The 17039-nt window shown below is 44.8% G+C and carries 17 protein-coding genes, 1 tRNA gene and 1 other RNA gene; 5 read left to right on the top strand and 14 right to left on the bottom strand.

The genetic code is table 11. The features are described 5' to 3' along the window. The coding region (locus J7J62_00380; protein MCD6123615.1) for a sulfite exporter TauE/SafE family protein at positions 1–219 on the bottom strand (219 nt) is incomplete at its 3' end. Positions 220–581: 362 nt separating this feature from the next. On the opposite strand from J7J62_00380, the gene J7J62_00375 reads away from it, so the two are divergent. Beyond that, positions 582–2291, top strand: a complete 1710-nt coding sequence (locus J7J62_00375; protein MCD6123614.1) for a hypothetical protein — start codon at positions 582–584, stop codon at positions 2289–2291. A gap of 4 nt (positions 2292–2295) precedes the next feature. Here J7J62_00375 and ssrA read toward each other — a convergent pair. Further along, positions 2296–2648: a transfer-messenger RNA gene (gene ssrA, locus J7J62_00370) on the bottom strand. 8 nt (positions 2649–2656) lie between these two features. On the opposite strand from ssrA, the gene J7J62_00365 reads away from it, so the two are divergent. Further along, the gene (locus J7J62_00365) at positions 2657–3928 is read left to right on the top strand and encodes a metallophosphoesterase (protein MCD6123613.1); all 1272 of its coding nucleotides are present in this window, start codon (positions 2657–2659) and stop codon (positions 3926–3928) included. 3 nt (positions 3929–3931) lie between these two features. Here the strand turns inward: J7J62_00365 and J7J62_00360 are convergent, their stop codons facing one another. The 11 genes from J7J62_00360 to J7J62_00310 all read right to left on the bottom strand — a co-directional run bounded on the left by J7J62_00360 (position 3932) and on the right by J7J62_00310 (position 13063). Continuing rightward, a complete protein-coding gene (locus J7J62_00360; GenBank protein MCD6123612.1) occupies positions 3932–4366 on the bottom strand; it encodes a PaaI family thioesterase in 435 nt (144 codons plus the stop codon). After that, positions 4347–5666, bottom strand: a complete 1320-nt coding sequence (locus J7J62_00355; GenBank protein ID MCD6123611.1) for an NCS2 family permease — start codon at positions 5664–5666, stop codon at positions 4347–4349. The genes J7J62_00360 and J7J62_00355 overlap by 20 nt, the downstream gene beginning before the upstream one ends. Positions 5667–5708: 42 nt before the next feature. After that, a tRNA-Gly gene (locus J7J62_00350) sits at positions 5709–5781 on the bottom strand. Between the two features lie 89 nt (positions 5782–5870). Beyond that, positions 5871–7496 carry a T9SS type A sorting domain-containing protein gene (locus J7J62_00345; protein ID MCD6123610.1) on the bottom strand — a complete coding sequence of 542 codons (1626 nt, stop codon included), beginning with the start codon at positions 7494–7496 and terminating at the stop codon, positions 5871–5873. A 52-nt stretch (positions 7497–7548) separates the two neighbouring features. Continuing rightward, positions 7549–8526 (bottom strand): ketoacyl-ACP synthase III, encoded by a 978-nt coding sequence (locus J7J62_00340; protein ID MCD6123609.1) that lies wholly within the window; start codon positions 8524–8526, stop codon positions 7549–7551. After that, positions 8486–9682 carry a phosphate acyltransferase PlsX gene (gene plsX, locus J7J62_00335; GenBank protein ID MCD6123608.1) on the bottom strand — a complete coding sequence of 399 codons (1197 nt, stop codon included), beginning with the start codon at positions 9680–9682 and terminating at the stop codon, positions 8486–8488. The genes J7J62_00340 and plsX overlap by 41 nt, the downstream gene beginning before the upstream one ends. Next, a complete protein-coding gene (gene rpmF, locus J7J62_00330) occupies positions 9619–9807 on the bottom strand; it encodes a 50S ribosomal protein L32 (GenBank protein ID MCD6123607.1) in 189 nt (62 codons plus the stop codon). Before rpmF ends, plsX begins: the two co-directional genes overlap by 64 nt. A gap of 27 nt (positions 9808–9834) precedes the next feature. Beyond that, positions 9835–10386, bottom strand: coding sequence for a DUF177 domain-containing protein (locus J7J62_00325; GenBank protein ID MCD6123606.1), 552 nt, complete (start codon positions 10384–10386; stop codon positions 9835–9837). 25 nt (positions 10387–10411) lie between these two features. Beyond that, on the bottom strand, positions 10412–10873 hold the full coding sequence (locus tag J7J62_00320; protein MCD6123605.1) for an Rrf2 family transcriptional regulator: 462 nt from the start codon (positions 10871–10873) through the stop codon (positions 10412–10414). 145 nt (positions 10874–11018) lie between these two features. After that, entirely contained in the window at positions 11019–11825 is an 807-nt protein-coding gene (locus tag J7J62_00315) for an ATP-dependent Clp protease proteolytic subunit (protein MCD6123604.1), read from the bottom strand. Between the two features lie 29 nt (positions 11826–11854). Continuing rightward, positions 11855–13063 (bottom strand): hypothetical protein, encoded by a 1209-nt coding sequence (locus J7J62_00310; GenBank protein ID MCD6123603.1) that lies wholly within the window; start codon positions 13061–13063, stop codon positions 11855–11857. A gap of 278 nt (positions 13064–13341) precedes the next feature. Here J7J62_00310 and J7J62_00305 point away from each other — a divergent pair, with 278 nt between their 5' ends. From J7J62_00305 to J7J62_00295, 3 genes are read left to right on the top strand one after another with little or no spacing between them, the layout of a single operon-like run. Beyond that, positions 13342–13743, top strand: coding sequence for an S-adenosylmethionine decarboxylase proenzyme (locus J7J62_00305; GenBank protein ID MCD6123602.1), 402 nt, complete (start codon positions 13342–13344; stop codon positions 13741–13743). Beyond that, positions 13740–14216, top strand: a complete 477-nt coding sequence (locus tag J7J62_00300) for an arginine decarboxylase, pyruvoyl-dependent (protein ID MCD6123601.1) — start codon at positions 13740–13742, stop codon at positions 14214–14216. Before J7J62_00305 ends, J7J62_00300 begins: the two co-directional genes overlap by 4 nt. Positions 14217–14237: 21 nt before the next feature. Beyond that, positions 14238–15356, top strand: coding sequence for an isocitrate/isopropylmalate dehydrogenase family protein (locus tag J7J62_00295; GenBank protein MCD6123600.1), 1119 nt, complete (start codon positions 14238–14240; stop codon positions 15354–15356). 73 nt (positions 15357–15429) lie between these two features. Here the strand turns inward: J7J62_00295 and J7J62_00290 are convergent, their stop codons facing one another. After that, on the bottom strand, positions 15430–16830 hold the full coding sequence (locus J7J62_00290) for an amidophosphoribosyltransferase (protein MCD6123599.1): 1401 nt from the start codon (positions 16828–16830) through the stop codon (positions 15430–15432). Between the last annotated feature and the right edge of the window lie 209 nt (positions 16831–17039).

Raw genomic sequence — 17039 nt, 5'->3', positions numbered from 1 at the left:
GATTATCCCTACAAGCAGTGCTCCTGATATGGAACCCGCTGCGCCGCCTAAAACCATGTATAAGCCAATTTTTAATTTTAAATTTTTCTTGTGGCTTATGGTGCCAACGAGAGATGAGAAAGGAATAACCAGAAGATTTATACCGAAAGCATTAATAAGCGGCAACCCGGCAAGGTTAAGAAGTGGGATTCTTACTGAGCCACCTCCTATACCAAACATTCCGCTCATGAATCCCGAAAAAAGCCCGATGAGTAAGTATGTTATGTATTTAATTGTCAAAATGAATCGCTTGATGAATTTAAATTTTTTAATATAAATTTACGAAAAAGGAGGTTGTTAATGCAATATAAGCTTATTGATTAGCTAAAATTTATTTCAGCAAATTAACCACTTCCGAGTATGCTGCTTACATCATGATTGCTGCTTTTTTTATTATTTTGGTATATCTCGTTTTGATAGAAATGCGATATTCAATTCTAAAAGGAAGGATAAAAAAGCTATGTGCGAAGAAAGATGAGCTTGAGAGTTATTTGCAGAATTTGAACATTGAGTTTGAGAACCTACTCAATAATTATAACGATTTGCGCGAGAGAAAGAGCGAAGTAGAAAAAGAGTTGGATTACATAAATAAACAAGTTGATGCTAAAAGAATCCTCCTTAAAGATTTGGAGAAGGAAATCGTCGAAATTAGGAAATTGAAATTAGCATTGGAAGGTAGAATTGAGAGTCTTATACAAAAATTAAAAGATTATTCTATTGAAATTAAGGTTAAAGAATATTTGTTCGAGAAATTAAAGGGATTCAAAGCAAGGAATTTAAGCCATGTATTCAACATATTATGGTTTTTAATGATGTTCTTTTTTGCAACAGTCTACTATTCATCAGTCCACAGTAAGGTTCCACTGATAAGGTCTGCATACGCTGAAATAGCGTATCTTATAGGCTGGGCATTGTTGTGGTCTTTCACATTGTTCGTTTATAAACATTCTATATCTGCAATGAATGAAACTCTGAAAAATTACGAACCTCGTTTTGATGCTATCAAACATGCGGATGAAATCGAAAATGAATTGCGAGTGTATATTGATAGGAAAAATGCTCTGACTTCTACTATTGAGGAAAAAGAGAAAGAGAAGACCGATAGTATTCCTAAGGATGAGGATAGAGTTGTTGGTGTTCAGCCCGTTAAGGTTCAATCGAGAGAAAGAAAAAGTCCCGAGAATTTGAAGGTTGAAAATTCTTCTGTGGATGAACTGAACGAATTGTCTAGTCAAATTTTCAAATTAAGAATTCAGAAAAGGAATCTTTTAAAGGAATGTAAGGAATACGAAAAGAAGATTCAACAAAAGAGGGACGAGTATAGAAGTTTGGATAAAAATGTTAAAATTTTAGAATTGAGGCTAAAAGAACTTCGTGATTCAATGATTAAGTATATTGATAAGCCTCGCGAAACAGAAGCTGATGCGGTAGAGTCTGGATTAGTTCCCCAACAAGAAGTGAACAATGAAGAAGAACAGTTAAAAACGGATATAGCTTTATTGGAGGCTAAAAAGAAAAAGCTTGAGAAAGAAGTTGAATCATTACAAGAACAAAAAGATGACTTGGATGAGAAGGTTGATTCATTGACTATGAATAAGGTACGCCTAATTGAAGAAATAGATTCATTAAAGGAAAGGAAAAAAGAACTGAAAAGCGAAGTTTTTCCACTGGAAGGCAAAAGAAAAGAATTTGATAAGCTAAATAAGAAAGTTGAACAATTAAAAGACGAAAGGAAGAAACTGAGAAAAGAGAAGAGATTATTAGAAAAGTCTCTCGCTCCTTTATATGAAATAAAAAACAATTGGGAGCAACTAAAATATTTTGTTCCGCCTGATTTTCTTTTGAATGATGAGACTATTTATAGTAAAAAAATTGATATTTCAAGAACACACGGAACTATTTGGGGAACCACAGTAAATAAACTGGACGATATTAAGAACGGCGATGATAGAAAGTTGTTCGAGTCAGTATTGAGAATGCCTTATGTGGAGAGTATAAGAATTGGAGAGAATTTAGATTGTGACCCTATCCCCAAACCGATACTGGAAATAGTGAAATCGCAAGATCAGCAACTATTGAATAAAAACATAGTAAAGCTTAGATTTAGAACATCAGACAGAGGCAGTGGAACATCGCATATGGTTTATGTGAAAGTAAAAGGAAGTAAGTCATGCAAGCTTTATGAGCTCTTTATATTTTTCACGCTAGTTACATTATTATCTTTTGATCAAAGTATTCTAGCGAAATCCTAAAATAATTTGGAGGCGGCGGGAATCGAACCCGCGTCCGGTGAGTTTCGGCTGGTGGCTCTACAGGGTTAGTCCGGTTTTTTATCTCGCCCGGTGAGCCGCCACCGGACAGGCAACCCACCGAGCCAGCCTCAGTAGGTCTTAGCTGGTCAGGCTGAGGCGCCCCGACCAGCGCAGCTCCTGTGCCGACCCTCCATTGCAGCCCCGCAGGAGCACCCGGAACTGCGGAGGGCGCTGCTCAATTAGGCAGCGAGTGCATAGCTGTTCGCACCTATTGGTGCTGTGACAGTTTTACGGCTTGCCACAGGCCGCCCTGCACCTACCAGCCTCAACGCCTCACCGTCGAAGCCCATCGCCCCCAATTGTCAATGAACGAAAACTTGATTCATTATTATCTTATTATATCTTATAAAGAAGTTTTTTCAATAGGAATTGATGATATGAAAAGTTTTGTGCTTGTTTTTGCAACAATTTTTTCAGTAATTATCGCACAGAACCATCCTAATTCAGTATCGATAAGCCGTGCTGTAGCAAGATGGGACGGCACATACCCCATAAAAATTATCGTTTTGGGCGATAATGCCAATGTAAACCGAATTTTTTTAGCTTTGGTCAGTCAGATTTGTGCCATCTCGGAAAGCTTGCTTTTCGTTATGACGACCGGAGACCATGCAGCTGGCGGCGACTCAGGCGGCTACGCAAGGTATCTTGCCGTTATAGACACACTCCCGGTTCCGTGGATAACTGTCATGGGCAACCACGAGATAGACGACTCCCTCGGATGGTATAGGTTCGAGAGGCTTTTCGGTTCGCCCGATTTCTTCTTCGATGTGGGGAATTACCGATTTGTGGCGCTTACAGACTGTTATCCTGCGCCTGCGCCTGTATCGCTGGGGGAGAATGTTTACTATAAATTTACCCATGAGCAGCTTTCGTGGCTCGATTCAGTGTTGTCCTCGTGGAGCGGGTTCGCCATCGTTTTCGTCCATGTGCCGCCATACCTGCGCGGTCATTTTCCATATGACCTTGGTTGCGTCGGTGGTTGGGGTTATTCACCCCCAAGAGATGAATCGTTGACGAAACAGTTTACCCGTATTCTCAGGGACCACAATGTTTTGGCATGTTTCGCTGGGCACCTTCACTGCTATGACAACTACACTCCGAATGATACGGCTTATGGTGCGGTTCACTACATAATAACCGGCGGTGCTGGAGGTCCACTTAATCCGTGGATTTACAGAGCCCCTTACGGCGGCGCGATGTATCACATGCTTATGCTTGAGCTTGAAGAGGATGGAACAATTAGGTTGCACATTATTCGACCCGATACTGTTGATGACGGCATCATCGAGGTAACTTTTGACAGTCTTTATGAGATGACGCTTACGCCATCAGAAATTTTCGAGTCGGGAAATGATGATGGAAAGTTTTTGACAGTGTATCCGAATCCAACAACTGGTGTGTTAAATTTCAATAGAAGTCCCGGGCAAGTAGAGATATATAACCTTAGAGGAGAACTTGTTTACAGGCGGAATATTATCGGGAGAACCGTCGATTTCGCCCATCTTAACATTCCCAATGGGGTCTATGTGGTTAAGACCCATGAAAGCCTATACAAAATTTTTTACGTAAAATATTAGCATTTATATATTTTCAACAATGTAGTATTTTCCTTCTCCATCAGCGACAACAGCGCCATCAGGGTCTATTAAACTGCCTCTTGCGAAAAATATTTTTCCGCGATGCTTGGTCATTTCACCTTTGAATTTGTATCTCACATTTGGTCGGACTGGTGCGCGGAATCGGACTTTAAGCTCCATCGTCAGATAATACTTTCCGAACACCATCCATCCTGTCCAGCCCATGCCTTCATCAAGCACCGCGGTAATTATCCCGCCGTGGACTATTCCCTCGTAGCCACAGTATTCAGGCTTTGCAATGAACTCAGCCTCAACCTCTGAACCCCTTCCATAAAATGTCATGTTAAGCCCTATGGGGTTTCTTTCTCCGCAGACGAAGCATGTGGGATACTTCGGTATTTCTTCCCATTCGCTCATGTTAACCTTTGAAAAGAACATACCTGAGGACGAATGCCCCAGCAATAATCCACATGGTTGTGCTTACTTTTTCGCCTTTCCCAGCAGCGACTGCACAGATAGGGTAGGCAATAAATCCCAGTGCCATACCATCGGCTATGGAAAATGTTAGCGGTATCCCGATAAGCGTGAGGAATGACGGTATGGCAAGCCAGAACTTTTCCCATTCTATTTCTTTTATCGTTTTTGCCATAAGGATACCAACCATAATAAGCGCCGGTGCGGTTATGGGATAGAATTTCGTTCCGCCAACTGTTATGCCACCGCCTATAGCTTTTATTATGGGATAGAAAAACATGGATATTATGAATAAAAGTGCTACTATAACCGCTGCGAAACCAGTTCGGGCGCCGGCTGCTATCCCAGTGGTGGACTCTATATAGCTCGTTACCGTCGATGTGCCGAACATAGCGCCGACAACCGTCCCGGTCGCGTCCGTGACCATAGCACGCTTGACATTTTTTACCTCTCCATCCGGTGTAACGAGATTTCCAGCATACGCAACAGCTAAAAGTGTTCCAATGGTATCGAACAAGTCCATGTAAAGGAATATGAATACCGCGAGCCAAAAAGATGGACGACCGATGTCGTGAAATGCAAATTTAAGGAATGTTGGCTTATAATCAGGAGGAAGCGAAAGAATCCCTTCATATTTGATGAGACCTACCGCGAGCGCCACAAGAGCCGATATAACGATACCGAAAAATATAGCTCCTGGAACTTTCTTGATGTAGAGTATCATCATTACGATTAAGCCGAGTATTGCAATAAGTGCTACTGGTGAGTGTAAGTTTCCTATTTGAAGAACTCCGCCCTCACTTTTAGTAACAAGTCCACCCTGGATGAGTCCCAGAAATGCTATGAAGAGTCCTATGCCCCCTGCAGTAGCATAACGCATTGTGTCAGGGATAGCGTTTAGAATAGCTCTTCTTACTTTGAATATGGAAAGAAGCAAGAATATTATACCCGCTATGAAAACTGCGCCCAGAGCTGATTGCCAGACCATGCCCATCCCAAGAACCACGGTGAATGTGAAAAAGGCATTCTCGCCCATCCCTGGTGCAAGTGCTATAGGAAGGTTTGCGTAGAGCCCCATCATTATCGTTGCGAAAGCCGCAGAAATACAGGTAGCAAATGTTATAGCGCCAAAATCCATCCCTGCATGTGAAAGCATTGCTGGCTGAACGAAGATTATGTACGCCATCGTCATGAATGTTATCACCCCACCCCTTATTTCGCGGGCAAGTGTGGTTTCGGAAGAAGCGAAGTCAAATAACTTCATACATGCCCCCTTTCACGCTATTTGGAATTAGAGCTTTTTAAAAGCGGGCGACGGGACTCGAACCCGCGGCCACCAGCTTGGGAAGCTGATGCTCTACCACCTGAGCTACGCCCGCATCTTACTCTAATAATTAAATTTTTGAAAATCTATGTCAATAGCTTTTGTGAAAGAAGGCAGGATGTCAACTTCAACATAATTTTTGTGTTATTTTATTATAAGTATTTTGCCGCTGCCTTTTTGTTCTCCAGCACTTATTGTGTAAATATAGACGCCGGGCGCTACTTTTTGTCCTAAATGGTTTTCGCATCTCCAGAAAATTTTGATTTTCCCGGGAATGGTTATGTGCTCGTTGTGTTCCCAAACAAATTCGCCTGACGAATCGAAGATTTTTAGGGATACTTTTGTAGGTCTTGTGAGTTCAACGCGGAAAGTAATATTGTCGCCCCGGCATGGGTTTGGGAAAGGTTTGCCTATTTTTGCAGTCCAGGACATCGGGACGGATAGTGAATCGGTTCGCCTCACGGTTATTTTCAGCGCTCCGTTTGTAGCTGTGCTGAGTATCGTGGGCGAAATTATTATTTCCTTGTATTGCCATCTTCCGGCAACCGCAACATTGTGACCGGGAGCCGCGAACAAAGCATCGTTTGGGGTATCGCCCGGAAGCTCAACAGGAAGCAGCATTAACCAGCCGCTTGAAAAGTCAATTAATCTTAGATTAGCAACTACGCCATATTCAAAAGGTGCATAGGCAAGTGTATAATAGCTCATGGAAAGAGATTGAAGCGAGTCGTCGATTCTTATTAAACTGTCCCTGAAATAAAGTGTGTCAGTTTTGGGAGGCGGATAGTTTCTCCCCTCGTAAAAATACCCTTCGTGCCAGTTGCTGCCCACTCTAACTCGCCATAACTGAAAAAGCTGAATTATGTCGGCGAATGTTTTTCCATGCTCTTCGGCTATGTCGCGGACCGCGTAAGCTGGCGTCTCTGTCTCACAGTATTCCCAGCTTCGTTTCACTATCTCACCGGTAAAACGCACCCCAGGTGGTGACAATAGCTCCTCAAGGAAAATAGGGAACAAAACAGCACCGTAAACTGCGCTCGGTTCCGATGATGGATAGTAGAATAGCGGCAAGCGCGGATTATCCTGAAAACCGGGGATGTATTGATAATAGTCGTTAACATCGTCGTAAACGAATTCCTCGTCAAAAACCGCTGTAGCCTCAAGCCACCAGCCAAAGTTGATAGCATCTGATGGAAACCTGTATGCGAATTGAACTACATGGAAAAACTCGTGGGCGCATGTTACCCTTAGTGCTGGAAAGGGGTTGTCTTTGTATCGCTCAATGCTTGTTAAATCGCAATTTATAGTGATGTAAGCCGATGCTTTTTGACTTCTTCCAACTGTGAAAATTTTCCTCGGGTAGGTCATCCCGTACATTCCGTCCGACAGTTTTGCGAGGTAAACATCTACTCTTTCGTCGCCGCCGAAGCTGTCCGGGTCCGTAAAGCCCGTTGAATCGGGTATGGGCTCCCGGTATTTCAGCGAATCCATGAGTATTCCCCACACATGTTCAAGATAAACTGCCGTTGATTCGACATAATCGGGAATATTGTCATCGTCGATATCACCCGGAAAAACTGAATTGTAACCCGTCGTATCATACCAGATTTTGAAGTGCTCGGTTCCGAATGAGTAAGGCAGCACAGGAGTTGCTATCACCTCGCCCGCGTAGAAGTAATTTATGCCGTCAATAGTGCCGCATTTTATCGCCAAAAGCTGGGAGGTAATCGCAAAAATGATTATTGCGGGGAAAATTCTTATTATGAACACAGTTTTTTCGTGATGTAGCATTGTGACACGCTTTTTTAGTAACAAATTAGGGCTACATGGTCACCATGACGCTTCCCCAGGTGAATCCCGCTCCGAAGGCGACCATCAAAACATTTTGTCCGCTTTTTATCCTGCCATCTCGAACGGCTTCGTCAAGTGATATCGGGATGGACGCTGCGGAGGTGTTTCCGTATTTGTCGATGGTTACGACTACTTTTTCCATGGGCAACTTAAGCCGCCTCGCAAGGAAGTCGATTATTCTTATGTTCGCTTGGTGGGGGATTAGCCAGTCGAGTTCGTCCATGGATAGTCCGGATAGCTCAAGTCCTTTTAGCGCGGCTTCCTCCATCTGACGAACTGCGTGCTTGAACACCTCATTACCGTACATGACGATGGTGTGCTCGAGGTTTGCTGCTGTTTTTAATGAGGCAGGTTTTACTGTGCCACCAGCTGGCTGATATAGAAGGTATCCCAGTGAACCATCTGATGCTGTGTAGATAGCCTTGATGCCGCTATTGTCATCGGATGGTCCAACAACCGCTGCACCAGCACCATCGCCAAAAAGAAAGCATGTTCCTCTGTCGGTCCAATTTAATATTTTCGTTAGTTCTTCGACTCCTACAATGAGAACATACCTTGCATAACCCGACCTTATCATTGCGTCTGCCTGCTTGAGCCCGTAAATAAATCCTGTGCAACCAGCGGAAAAGTCGTATGCCAAAACTTTCCTCGCGCCAAGTTTGTGCTGTAGTATGCACGCAGTGGATGGGAAAGCGTGGTCAGGTGTTACTGTGCCAACCAGTATCGCATCGAGTTCCTCGGCATCTATGCCTGCCATCTCAAGCGCCCTTTTGGATGCTTCGTATGCCAGTTCGGAAGTAGGAGTGTTTTTGTCACTAAGCCTGCGATAGCTTACCCCGCTTCTCGTCTTTATCCATTCATCAGATGTGTCAATGATCTTCTCGAGATCAGCGTTGGATAACATACCCTCAGGTAACTTTGACCCTGTGCCGAGAATTTTTGACCTCAATGTTAAGAACCTCCAGTTTTTTGGCTGCCTTTCTTAGTTCTAATGGAAGATTAACCAATGCCATCTCGTATGCCATTATTATGGCGTTTTGGATAGCTTTCGATGAGCTGAGCCCATGACCTACAATAATGTTTCCATCAACGCCCAAAAGAGGTGCCCCGCCATATTCGGCATAGTTGTAATTTCGTAATGTTCTTCTTATAGCTGGGTATAGGAACGCGAAACCTATAAGCGAAAGGATTGATATCCTTCGCCCTTTGTGCATGAGTTGCCTAACGATAGAATATATGCTCTCGGTATATTTGAGAAGAATGTTACCAACGAATCCATCGCAGACCAGAACATCCACACACCCGGAAAGTATGTCCCTGCCCTCAATGTTTCCGACGAAATTTATTCCAAGCGTTTCCGCGAATTCCTTCAGTATAGCGTGCGCTTTTTTGACGACTGCGTTGCCCTTCGATGGTTCCTCGCCTATGGATAGAAGTCCTATTTTGGGATTTTCATAACCAAGAAGGTGTTTTACATATTCCGACCCGATGACTGCGAACTGGACGAGATTGTGCGGTTTGCAATCTGTAGTAGCGCCGACATCTATTACTGCGATTTGATGTCCGCCCATGGTAGGGAAAAGAGCGAGTATTCCGGGGCGCTCGATTCCACTAAGCATCCCGAGTCTTAAAACAGCCGACGCAGCCACTGCACCCGTGTGTCCTACGCTTATGAACGCATCGGCTTGGCGTTGCCTTATGAGTTCAACTCCTTTGGCTATCGATGTTTCGCTGTCTCTGGCAGCCTCTATGGCTGAGCTTCCCATCTCAACAGTCTTTTCCGCGTGGACTATTTCTACTCTGTCACTGGGTACATTCAGTTGCGTAAGGTGTTCCCTTATTTTAGCCTGATGACCGACAAGCACTATTTTAAGCTTTGGCACCCGCTTTATCGCCCTATATGCAGCTTCGATGTTGACAAGCATCCCCTTATCACCGCCGGCGGCGTCCACCGCAACGGTAACCATTTCGTCGGCTTTTCCCGATTTTCTTGCTATCTCGGCGGCTCTTCTTAATATGTCATCGCCTATGGATACCGTGGTTACTTCTCCTTTTTCTTGGTTGAGATTATGGGCATCCCATCGTAGTATCCGCAGTGAGGGCACACTCTATGAGGAAGTTTTGGCTCGTGGCAATTGGGACATTCAACATAGTTTACCGCTTGTATTTTGTAGTGTGTCCTTCGCTTTCTCGTTCTGGTGTTCGATTGCCTTTTTTTAGGAACAGCCATGTTATCCTCCTGATTTGATTATTCGGGCTACGAAGATTTATTTGTTTTCTTAAGAAGAGCAGCGAGTTTCTCCCACCTTGGGTCCGGGCTTTTGTCGTTTTGCCCCAAAGAGTTTATGTGTTCGCATGTAGTAACATTAAGATTAGCACCGCACACAGGGCAAAGCCCTTTACAATCCTCTGAACAAAGAGGATAATTCGGTATACCAAGAAGCACGGCATCATGAATTCTTGGCGCTATGTTTAGAACTCCCTTGTGACGGTCCACATGAACCATGTCCTCGTCCCACAGGTCAACCTGCTCTGGTGCTCCAAGCGAAAGCCTTGCCATGAAATTAACCGCCTCTTTTAGCTCGTATTCAAACATTTCGAGACATCTCACGCACTGAAGCCTGACTTTTGTCGTTACCCACCCCATGCATGTTATCTCAAAACCAGTCCTTATGCATGTCAGCTCGAAAAGCACAGGTTCGTTGAATTCGGCTCCGAATAATTTAAGTTCAAGCTCTTCAGGCTTAAACAAAAATTTCCTTACGCTCTGACCCTCTGGCAAAGCGTTTATTTCCAGAATTTTTTCCATAATAAAGATTTTGCTTACTCGCGCTCTACTTCCGCCGCCTTACTCGCCTTGGCCTCATGTTCTTCTTGTTCTTAAGAAGCTCTTTCTCCTTTTCAAGAATGTCCGCTATCGTCTGCTTCTCAAGGAACTCAACGAGCATGTCCCTCATCTTCTCCCATACCGTCCTCGCGATGCAATAGTCGATATTATCGCAATAGGACAAATCGTCAAGACATTTTACTATCGAAAGATTACCCTCCAAAGCAAGCTCTATGTCCAGAAGGCTTATCTGCTCCGGCTTTTTAGCAAGAGTGTATCCTCCTCCGGGTCCTTTTAAACTTTTTACTATCCCCGCTTTCCTGAGTCTCGCAAGAAGCTGTTCCAGATACGACGGTGATATGTTTTGCTTCGACGCTATCCATTGTATCGGCACCGGCTTACCGCTTGACGACTTAGCAAGTTCCAAAATAGCTCTTGTACCATAACGAAGCCTTGTCGATAATTTCATTCAACCTCCTTTTGTGAATTTTACCCAAAGAACGCTAAATTTATAATTCTTACCAATTCAGTCAAGCAAAATAAAAGATTTTATTTACTAATTCAAAAATACATGAAAAACTTTTTTACGCAACAGCTTAATTTTTAGGAAGTATTTATCCGCCCTTGCCGTACCTTATGGGCACATACTCCACCGATGGTCTTCTTCCCGGTGGTTGTGGATGAAGCTCCATGAGCGCGTAAACTTCCTCTGGCATATCAGTAGAGACTTCGATGCCCATCTCGCGCAGATGGTCCACTGTAAGGGGATAGTCGTGGGTCCACTTGCCGCTTGTGAGTTCTTTGGCAAGCCTATCGCATTTCTCCTCGTCGTATTTGTCCGAGAGAATGTTCTTTATAAACTCTTGAATTTGCGCTATCGCCTTCTCAGCCATATCGGCCAGGATCAATGTTTCATCGTCTGCTTCGTTTCCTTTTTTCTCGGCTACTTTAAGCACCGAGACCGCGGGTTTATCCCCCAGTTGTGGGTCGAGAGGTCCCAGCACGGCATTAGCGTCCATTACTATCTCGTCGGCGGCGAGCGCTATCATAGTCCCGCCGGACATGGCGTAATGTGGTATGAACACGGTTACCTTGGCTGGATGTTGGGCAAGAGCATGCGCTATCTGCTCAGTAGCAAGAACCAATCCGCCAGGGGTGTGAAGTATGAGGTCTATAGGAACATCTGGGTCCGTTATGCGTATGGCTCTTAGAACCTGTTCCGAATCCTCGATGTTTATGTATCTGAATATAGGAATCCCAAGCAAAGTCATGGTTTCCTGGCGGTGAATCATTGCTATAACGCGGCTTTTCCGCTTCTGCTCGAACTTTCGAAGGATAGCCATCCGCTGCCCCTCAAGAATTCGCCGCTGGAACATGGGCCAGAGGGCAGAAAATATCAGAAAAAGCCAAAAGATATCCATTATGTGCATGCTCCCTCCTTTTTGTCCCATTAAATTTTGAATCTTAGAAATGCACCTATGTAACCATTTTGCGCAAGTTTTTCGTTGCCCTCTATATGGTGAATTTCGGTGCCGTGCGTTATAGCGGTTTCAACGAGTTCATCGACTATATCGACTATAGGGATTAGCTCTTCGTCGCAGAATTCGCACCTTCTCATCTCGACAGATAAGAATCCGCACTTGGGACAGATAAACCCTTCTTTCTTAAAGTTCTCATCGACTAATATTGTTCTTGCGGCGCTGTAGTTGACTGCTTTTACTGTGTCCTCAAGCCCCACGACAGCCAGGCCATCCTTGCTTACTTCGGATATAAGCTCATCGACCATTTTAGCCCATGTTTCCTCTGTAACACGTTTTATAATTTTGCTCGCATCTTCAAGAACCTTCTTTACGGTAGCCTCTGGACCATAGGGTAGCCAACCAACGAGCTTTCGCTTGAGGTAGGAATGCAACATGCTTTCGACATCATAACGCAGCTCAGCGTGGGTTCCTATTATGAGGTAGTCGAACCTATCGCGCATAAATACCTTGAAAACATACTCGTTAACCCGCTGCAGGTGTTCGTAAAATCTTTTTTCGAGTCGTCTTTCTATGCGCCTTTCATCGAATCCGTATTGCCCACCACCAGGGCCACGTCTTCCCCCATGGTGTGGTATGGGCACCACCTCTTTTCCTGAGGCGAATCCCGGGACTCTGGCTGTTACTCTGGGCAGTTCAGTTTCCATCTGGGCGTGTTCCTCTATTTCACCTGCGAATATCTCGAAAAACTGGGCTTTTGCTTTGTCCACCAAAAGTACGCCGTAACGGCTGTATTCCTCGAGTATCGCTATTAGGGGCCTTATGTATGGGTCAAAGTCGACTACTAGAACATCTCGCGGTGCGCGCGGAAGCTCGAACACCTCGTAAAAATCGTTGCCCGTTGAAACGAAAACCGAGACTCCCTTAAACTTTCGCATAACATAGCGCTCGGTTATCAATTCAGTAAGTGTTTTCAAATCCCTTTCGACGGATTGAATCTGTTTCGTTGTGTATCCCAGTTTGCCAAGCTCCTTCTTCTTTTGATTAACTAATTCTTTGAATATTATTACTATTTCTTTGGGCGTGCGTTTGGCACCATCCGTATTAAGGTGAAGGGATGTTATAGGGAACTGGGTCGAGGTGTACCTTACCAGCCGCTGAATTTGTTCGTACTTTATCATTTTCTCTCCTTTGTGTTGTTCTGGTTAATTTATTAAATTTTTGCGTTGACAAGATATTTTAAAGATTAATTTTTACAAGTCCGAAATTAAAAAATTGTTGCGCAAAATTCATAGAAAATTTTATTTTTTGTTGTTGATTATTTAAGTTCCTCCCTCGTTTTTGAGGGGGGTGAGAACATGGGTGAGTATTAAATACATAAAGGTGGTAGCATTGCGGGGTTTGCGAGTGCTTGGTTAGTTAGAATAGATAAAACAGCAAGAAAGGAGCAGGTAAAATGGTGCAGGCGCTCGGAAGGCAGATCCTTGCGGAATTCTATGGGTGTAACCCTGATATTCTTGATGATACTGAACTCATTAAAAGGATACTCCGCAATGCGGCGCTAAAATCAAACGCTACAATAGTTAACTCAACATTCCATCATTTCTCGCCATATGGGGTTTCCGGAATAGTCGTTATCGCAGAATCTCACATATCAATTCACACATGGCCCGAGTATGGCTATGCTGCAGTGGATATTTTCACCTGCGGAGATTCTATTGACCCGTGGGTTGCTTTTAAGTATCTTGAGCGGGAGCTCGGTGCAGAAAGCAGTTCCGCCATGGAGCTAAGACGAGGGATATTTGACTTGGAGCGAGAACTCGTCCACAAACCACAAACCAGAACCGCATCCGCAAGATGAGCGAAATCATGGTTCCAAGACCCAACAAATATTTTCTTGTTAGCGGCGATGCAGATGATATAACGCCGCTTAATGCCTTCGATGCGGCTTTGATGGCCGCGGGTATAGGCAACACAAATCTTATTAAAGTATCCTCTATTATTGCGCCAGGCTCGACCAAGATTGAACCTGTGCCCATTCCTTTTGGTTCTCTTGTACCTGTGGCATACGCGAGCATAACATCCGACATACCTGGGGAGATTATTGCTGCCGCTGTAGCTGCTGCTATTCCTGATGACCCCGATATGCCCGGCGTGGTAATGGAGTATGCTGCTAAGTGCCATCGTGAGGATGCTGAAAGGGTTGTAAGGCTTATGGCAAGACGGGCGATAGAAATAAGAGGTTGTAAAATCAAAGATTTGAGCGTTGTTAGCGCTGAACACAAAGTTGAGAAAATAGGCGCTGCTTTTGCAGGCGTCGTTATGTGGTGGTAAAACAAAATATGGGGAGGTCTTATGGCAAAGTATAGAATAGCAGTATTGCCCGGGGATGGCGTTGGCAAGGATGTCATGGATGCCGCGATGATAGTATTGGATAAGGTTGGGCTTGATGCTGAGTACATTTATGGGGATGTCGGATGGGAATTCTGGTGCAAAGAGGGCGACCCTCTGCCGCAGCGCACTATAGAACTTCTTCGCTCCACCGACGCCTGTCTTTTCGGTGCCATAACATCAAAGCCGAAGCAAGAAGCCGAAAAAGAGCTTATACCTGAACTTCAAGGTAAGGGGCTTGTTTATCGCTCGCCTATAGTGAGGATAAGGCAGATGTTTGACCTTTACATAAACCTTCGCCCCTGCAAGGCATTCAAGGGAAACCCGCTTAACTACAGGGATGACATAGATTTAGTTATTTTCAGGGAGAATACAGAGGGACTTTACGCAGGCGTTGAGTTTCGTCCGGTACCCGATGAGGTAAGGTCAGCGCTTGCAAAACATTCGCCCAACATGGCAAAGTTCGACCAGGTTCCCAGCGATGAGATGGCTATATCGTGCCGAATATTCACCAAGAAGGGCTGCGAAAGGATTCTTAGGGCTGCGTTCGATTACGCAAAGAAAAACGGCAAAAAGTCAGTCACGGTGGTTGAGAAACCCAATGTTATCCGCGAGACATCCGGCATGATGGTTGAGATAGCGCGTGCGATAGCACCTGAGTATGAGCCAGTGGAATTGTGGGAAACCAATGTTGACGCCATGGCAATGTGGCTCGTTAAGAATCCGCAGAACTACGATGTCTTAGTTTCCTCGAATATGTTCGGCGATATAATATCTGATTTGGCGGCACAGCTTGTGGGCGGACTGGGATTCGCTTCAAGCGGAAATATAGGTGATAACTATGCATTGTTTGAACCCACCCACGGAAGCGCACCAAAATATGCTGGACAGTATAAAGTAAACCCTACTGCTATGATTCTTGCGGCGCGGCTTATGCTTGAGTGGCTTGGTGAGCACGATAAGGCGAAAGCAATAGAGAACGCGGTAGCGCAGGTTATAGCTGAGGGCAAGGTGCGAACATACGACATGGGCGGAAATAATTCCACCATCGAAATGGCTGAGGCTGTGGCTGCGAGAATTTAAATAATCTTATTCCAAGGGTACTTTTGGGATTGGCCTTTCCCGAAGTGCTGGAGTTGACAGTTCATGACCTTACTTACTCCATTTTGTACTTCATCGCTTCATCCTCAATAAGGACAGGGTATTTTGTCCCGAAACATGCTGTGCAGAAGCCCATCTTGGGAAGCCCTTTTATGGAAAGCATGCCCTCGATGGAAAGATAGCCGAGGGAATCGGCGCCTATGAATTGTCTTATTTCCTCGACTGACTTGTTTGCTGCTATAAGCTGTTTTTTATCGGGTGTATCAACGCCGTAGAAGCATGGATTAACTATTCTTGGTGATGCTATCCTAACATGAACTTCCTTCGCGCCCGCCTCACGGATCATTCTTACCAGCTGTCTGCTTGTGGTGCCACGCACGATAGAGTCGTCGACCACGACAACCCGCTTGCCATCTATAACGCCTCTTACGGTGTTGAATTTCAGCCTGACGGAGAATTCCCTTATTTTCTGCTGGGGCTGTATGAATGTTCGCCCTATGTAATGATTCCTTATAAGCCCCAAGTCGAAAGGTATTCCCGATTCGTTCGCGAAACCAAGCGCAGCCGTGTTCGAGGAGTCCGGAACTGATATAACGACATCGGCGTCAACTGGGTGCTCCCTTGCGAGTTGATGTCCCATTCTGCGTCTTATTTTATCCACCGGTGCGCCGAAAACTATCGAGTCCGGGCGGGAAAAATAGATGAACTCGAATATGCATCCTGAGGCTTTCTCGAGCGGTATTCGTCCCCACGGATAAAGCGATTCTGGTTCGCCGCCAGCGGGCACCACCACCATCTCGCCGGGTTCAAGGCAACGAATGAATTCAGCTCCTATAAGGTCAAACGCGCAGGTTTCCGAGGCGAAAAACCAAGCACCATCTTTTTTGCCCATTACCAGCGGTCTGAAGGAATGAGGGTCTTTTACCGCGACCAGCATCTCGGGTGTCAGAAACAGCAATGAAAACGCTCCTCTTACCCGCTTTAGAGCATGCGATATCATATCGGGTATCTCGCTGTATTTGGAGTGCGCCATAAGGTGAAATATAACCTCTGTGTCGGTAGAGGTTCTGAAAATAGAGCCCTCCCTCTCCATATGCTGGCGAAGTATTTGAGCGTTAACGAGATTTCCGTTGTGCGCAGCGGCTATGTACCCTCCTCGAAATCGTATAAGAAACGGCTGGGCGTTTATGATGTTTGTTGTCCCTGTTGTCGAATATCTGTTGTGTCCTATGGCTGCGTCGCCGACCAACGGTGCCAGTGCTCGCTCATCGGGAAAAACATCGGAGACGAGCCCGAGACCTTTGCGTTCATACATTTTTCTGCCGTCAGTGGTGACTATCCCCGCGCTTTCCTGCCCGCGATGCTGGAGAGCATACAAGCCAAGGTAGGTCATCTTGGCTGCCTCGGGGTGCCCTATAACACCGAATATGCCGCAGTTTTCGTTTAATGCTTTCATGATAAAAATAAAGTCGAAAGTGCCCGTAAAAGCAAGGGAAAAGAGATTTGGCATTATTGTTGTTAAGAATAAAAAATCCAAAAATTTTCATTTTTAGGCTTGACAAAGATTACGAAATAAATATAATTTAATAAACAAAACAAAGGGGGGAATAATGAAAGGTAAAGCGTTGGTGTTGTTTGTTTTCGTTGGTTTGGCTCTTGCGCAGT

The organism is bacterium (assembly GCA_021159335.1).
Taxonomy (GTDB): domain Bacteria; phylum UBP14; class UBA6098; order B30-G16; family B30-G16; genus JAGGRZ01.
Note: the sequence above shows the minus strand (reverse complement) of the source record. Positions and strands in the feature narration are given on the sequence as shown.

What these genes read in the sequence shown, in the direction of transcription:
- J7J62_00295 (MCD6123600.1), top strand. Translation starts at nt 14,238, where the DNA reads ATGGCAAAGTATAGAATAGCAGTATTGCCCGGGGATGGCGTTGGCAAG.
- J7J62_00325 (MCD6123606.1), bottom strand. Translation starts at nt 10,386, where the DNA reads ATGGAAAAAATTCTGGAAATAAACGCTTTGCCAGAGGGTCAGAGCGTA.
- J7J62_00320 (MCD6123605.1), bottom strand. Translation starts at nt 10,873, where the DNA reads ATGAAATTATCGACAAGGCTTCGTTATGGTACAAGAGCTATTTTGGAA.
- rpmF (MCD6123607.1), bottom strand. Translation starts at nt 9,807, where the DNA reads ATGGCTGTTCCTAAAAAAAGGCAATCGAACACCAGAACGAGAAAGCGA.
- J7J62_00310 (MCD6123603.1), bottom strand. Translation starts at nt 13,063, where the DNA reads ATGATAAAGTACGAACAAATTCAGCGGCTGGTAAGGTACACCTCGACC.
- J7J62_00300 (MCD6123601.1), top strand. Translation starts at nt 13,740, where the DNA reads ATGAGCGAAATCATGGTTCCAAGACCCAACAAATATTTTCTTGTTAGC.
- J7J62_00365 (MCD6123613.1), top strand. Translation starts at nt 2,657, where the DNA reads ATGAACGAAAACTTGATTCATTATTATCTTATTATATCTTATAAAGAA.
- J7J62_00355 (MCD6123611.1), bottom strand. Translation starts at nt 5,666, where the DNA reads ATGAAGTTATTTGACTTCGCTTCTTCCGAAACCACACTTGCCCGCGAA.
- J7J62_00315 (MCD6123604.1), bottom strand. Translation starts at nt 11,825, where the DNA reads ATGGATATCTTTTGGCTTTTTCTGATATTTTCTGCCCTCTGGCCCATG.
- J7J62_00290 (MCD6123599.1), bottom strand. Translation starts at nt 16,830, where the DNA reads ATGAAAGCATTAAACGAAAACTGCGGCATATTCGGTGTTATAGGGCAC.
- J7J62_00360 (MCD6123612.1), bottom strand. Translation starts at nt 4,366, where the DNA reads ATGTTCTTTTCAAAGGTTAACATGAGCGAATGGGAAGAAATACCGAAG.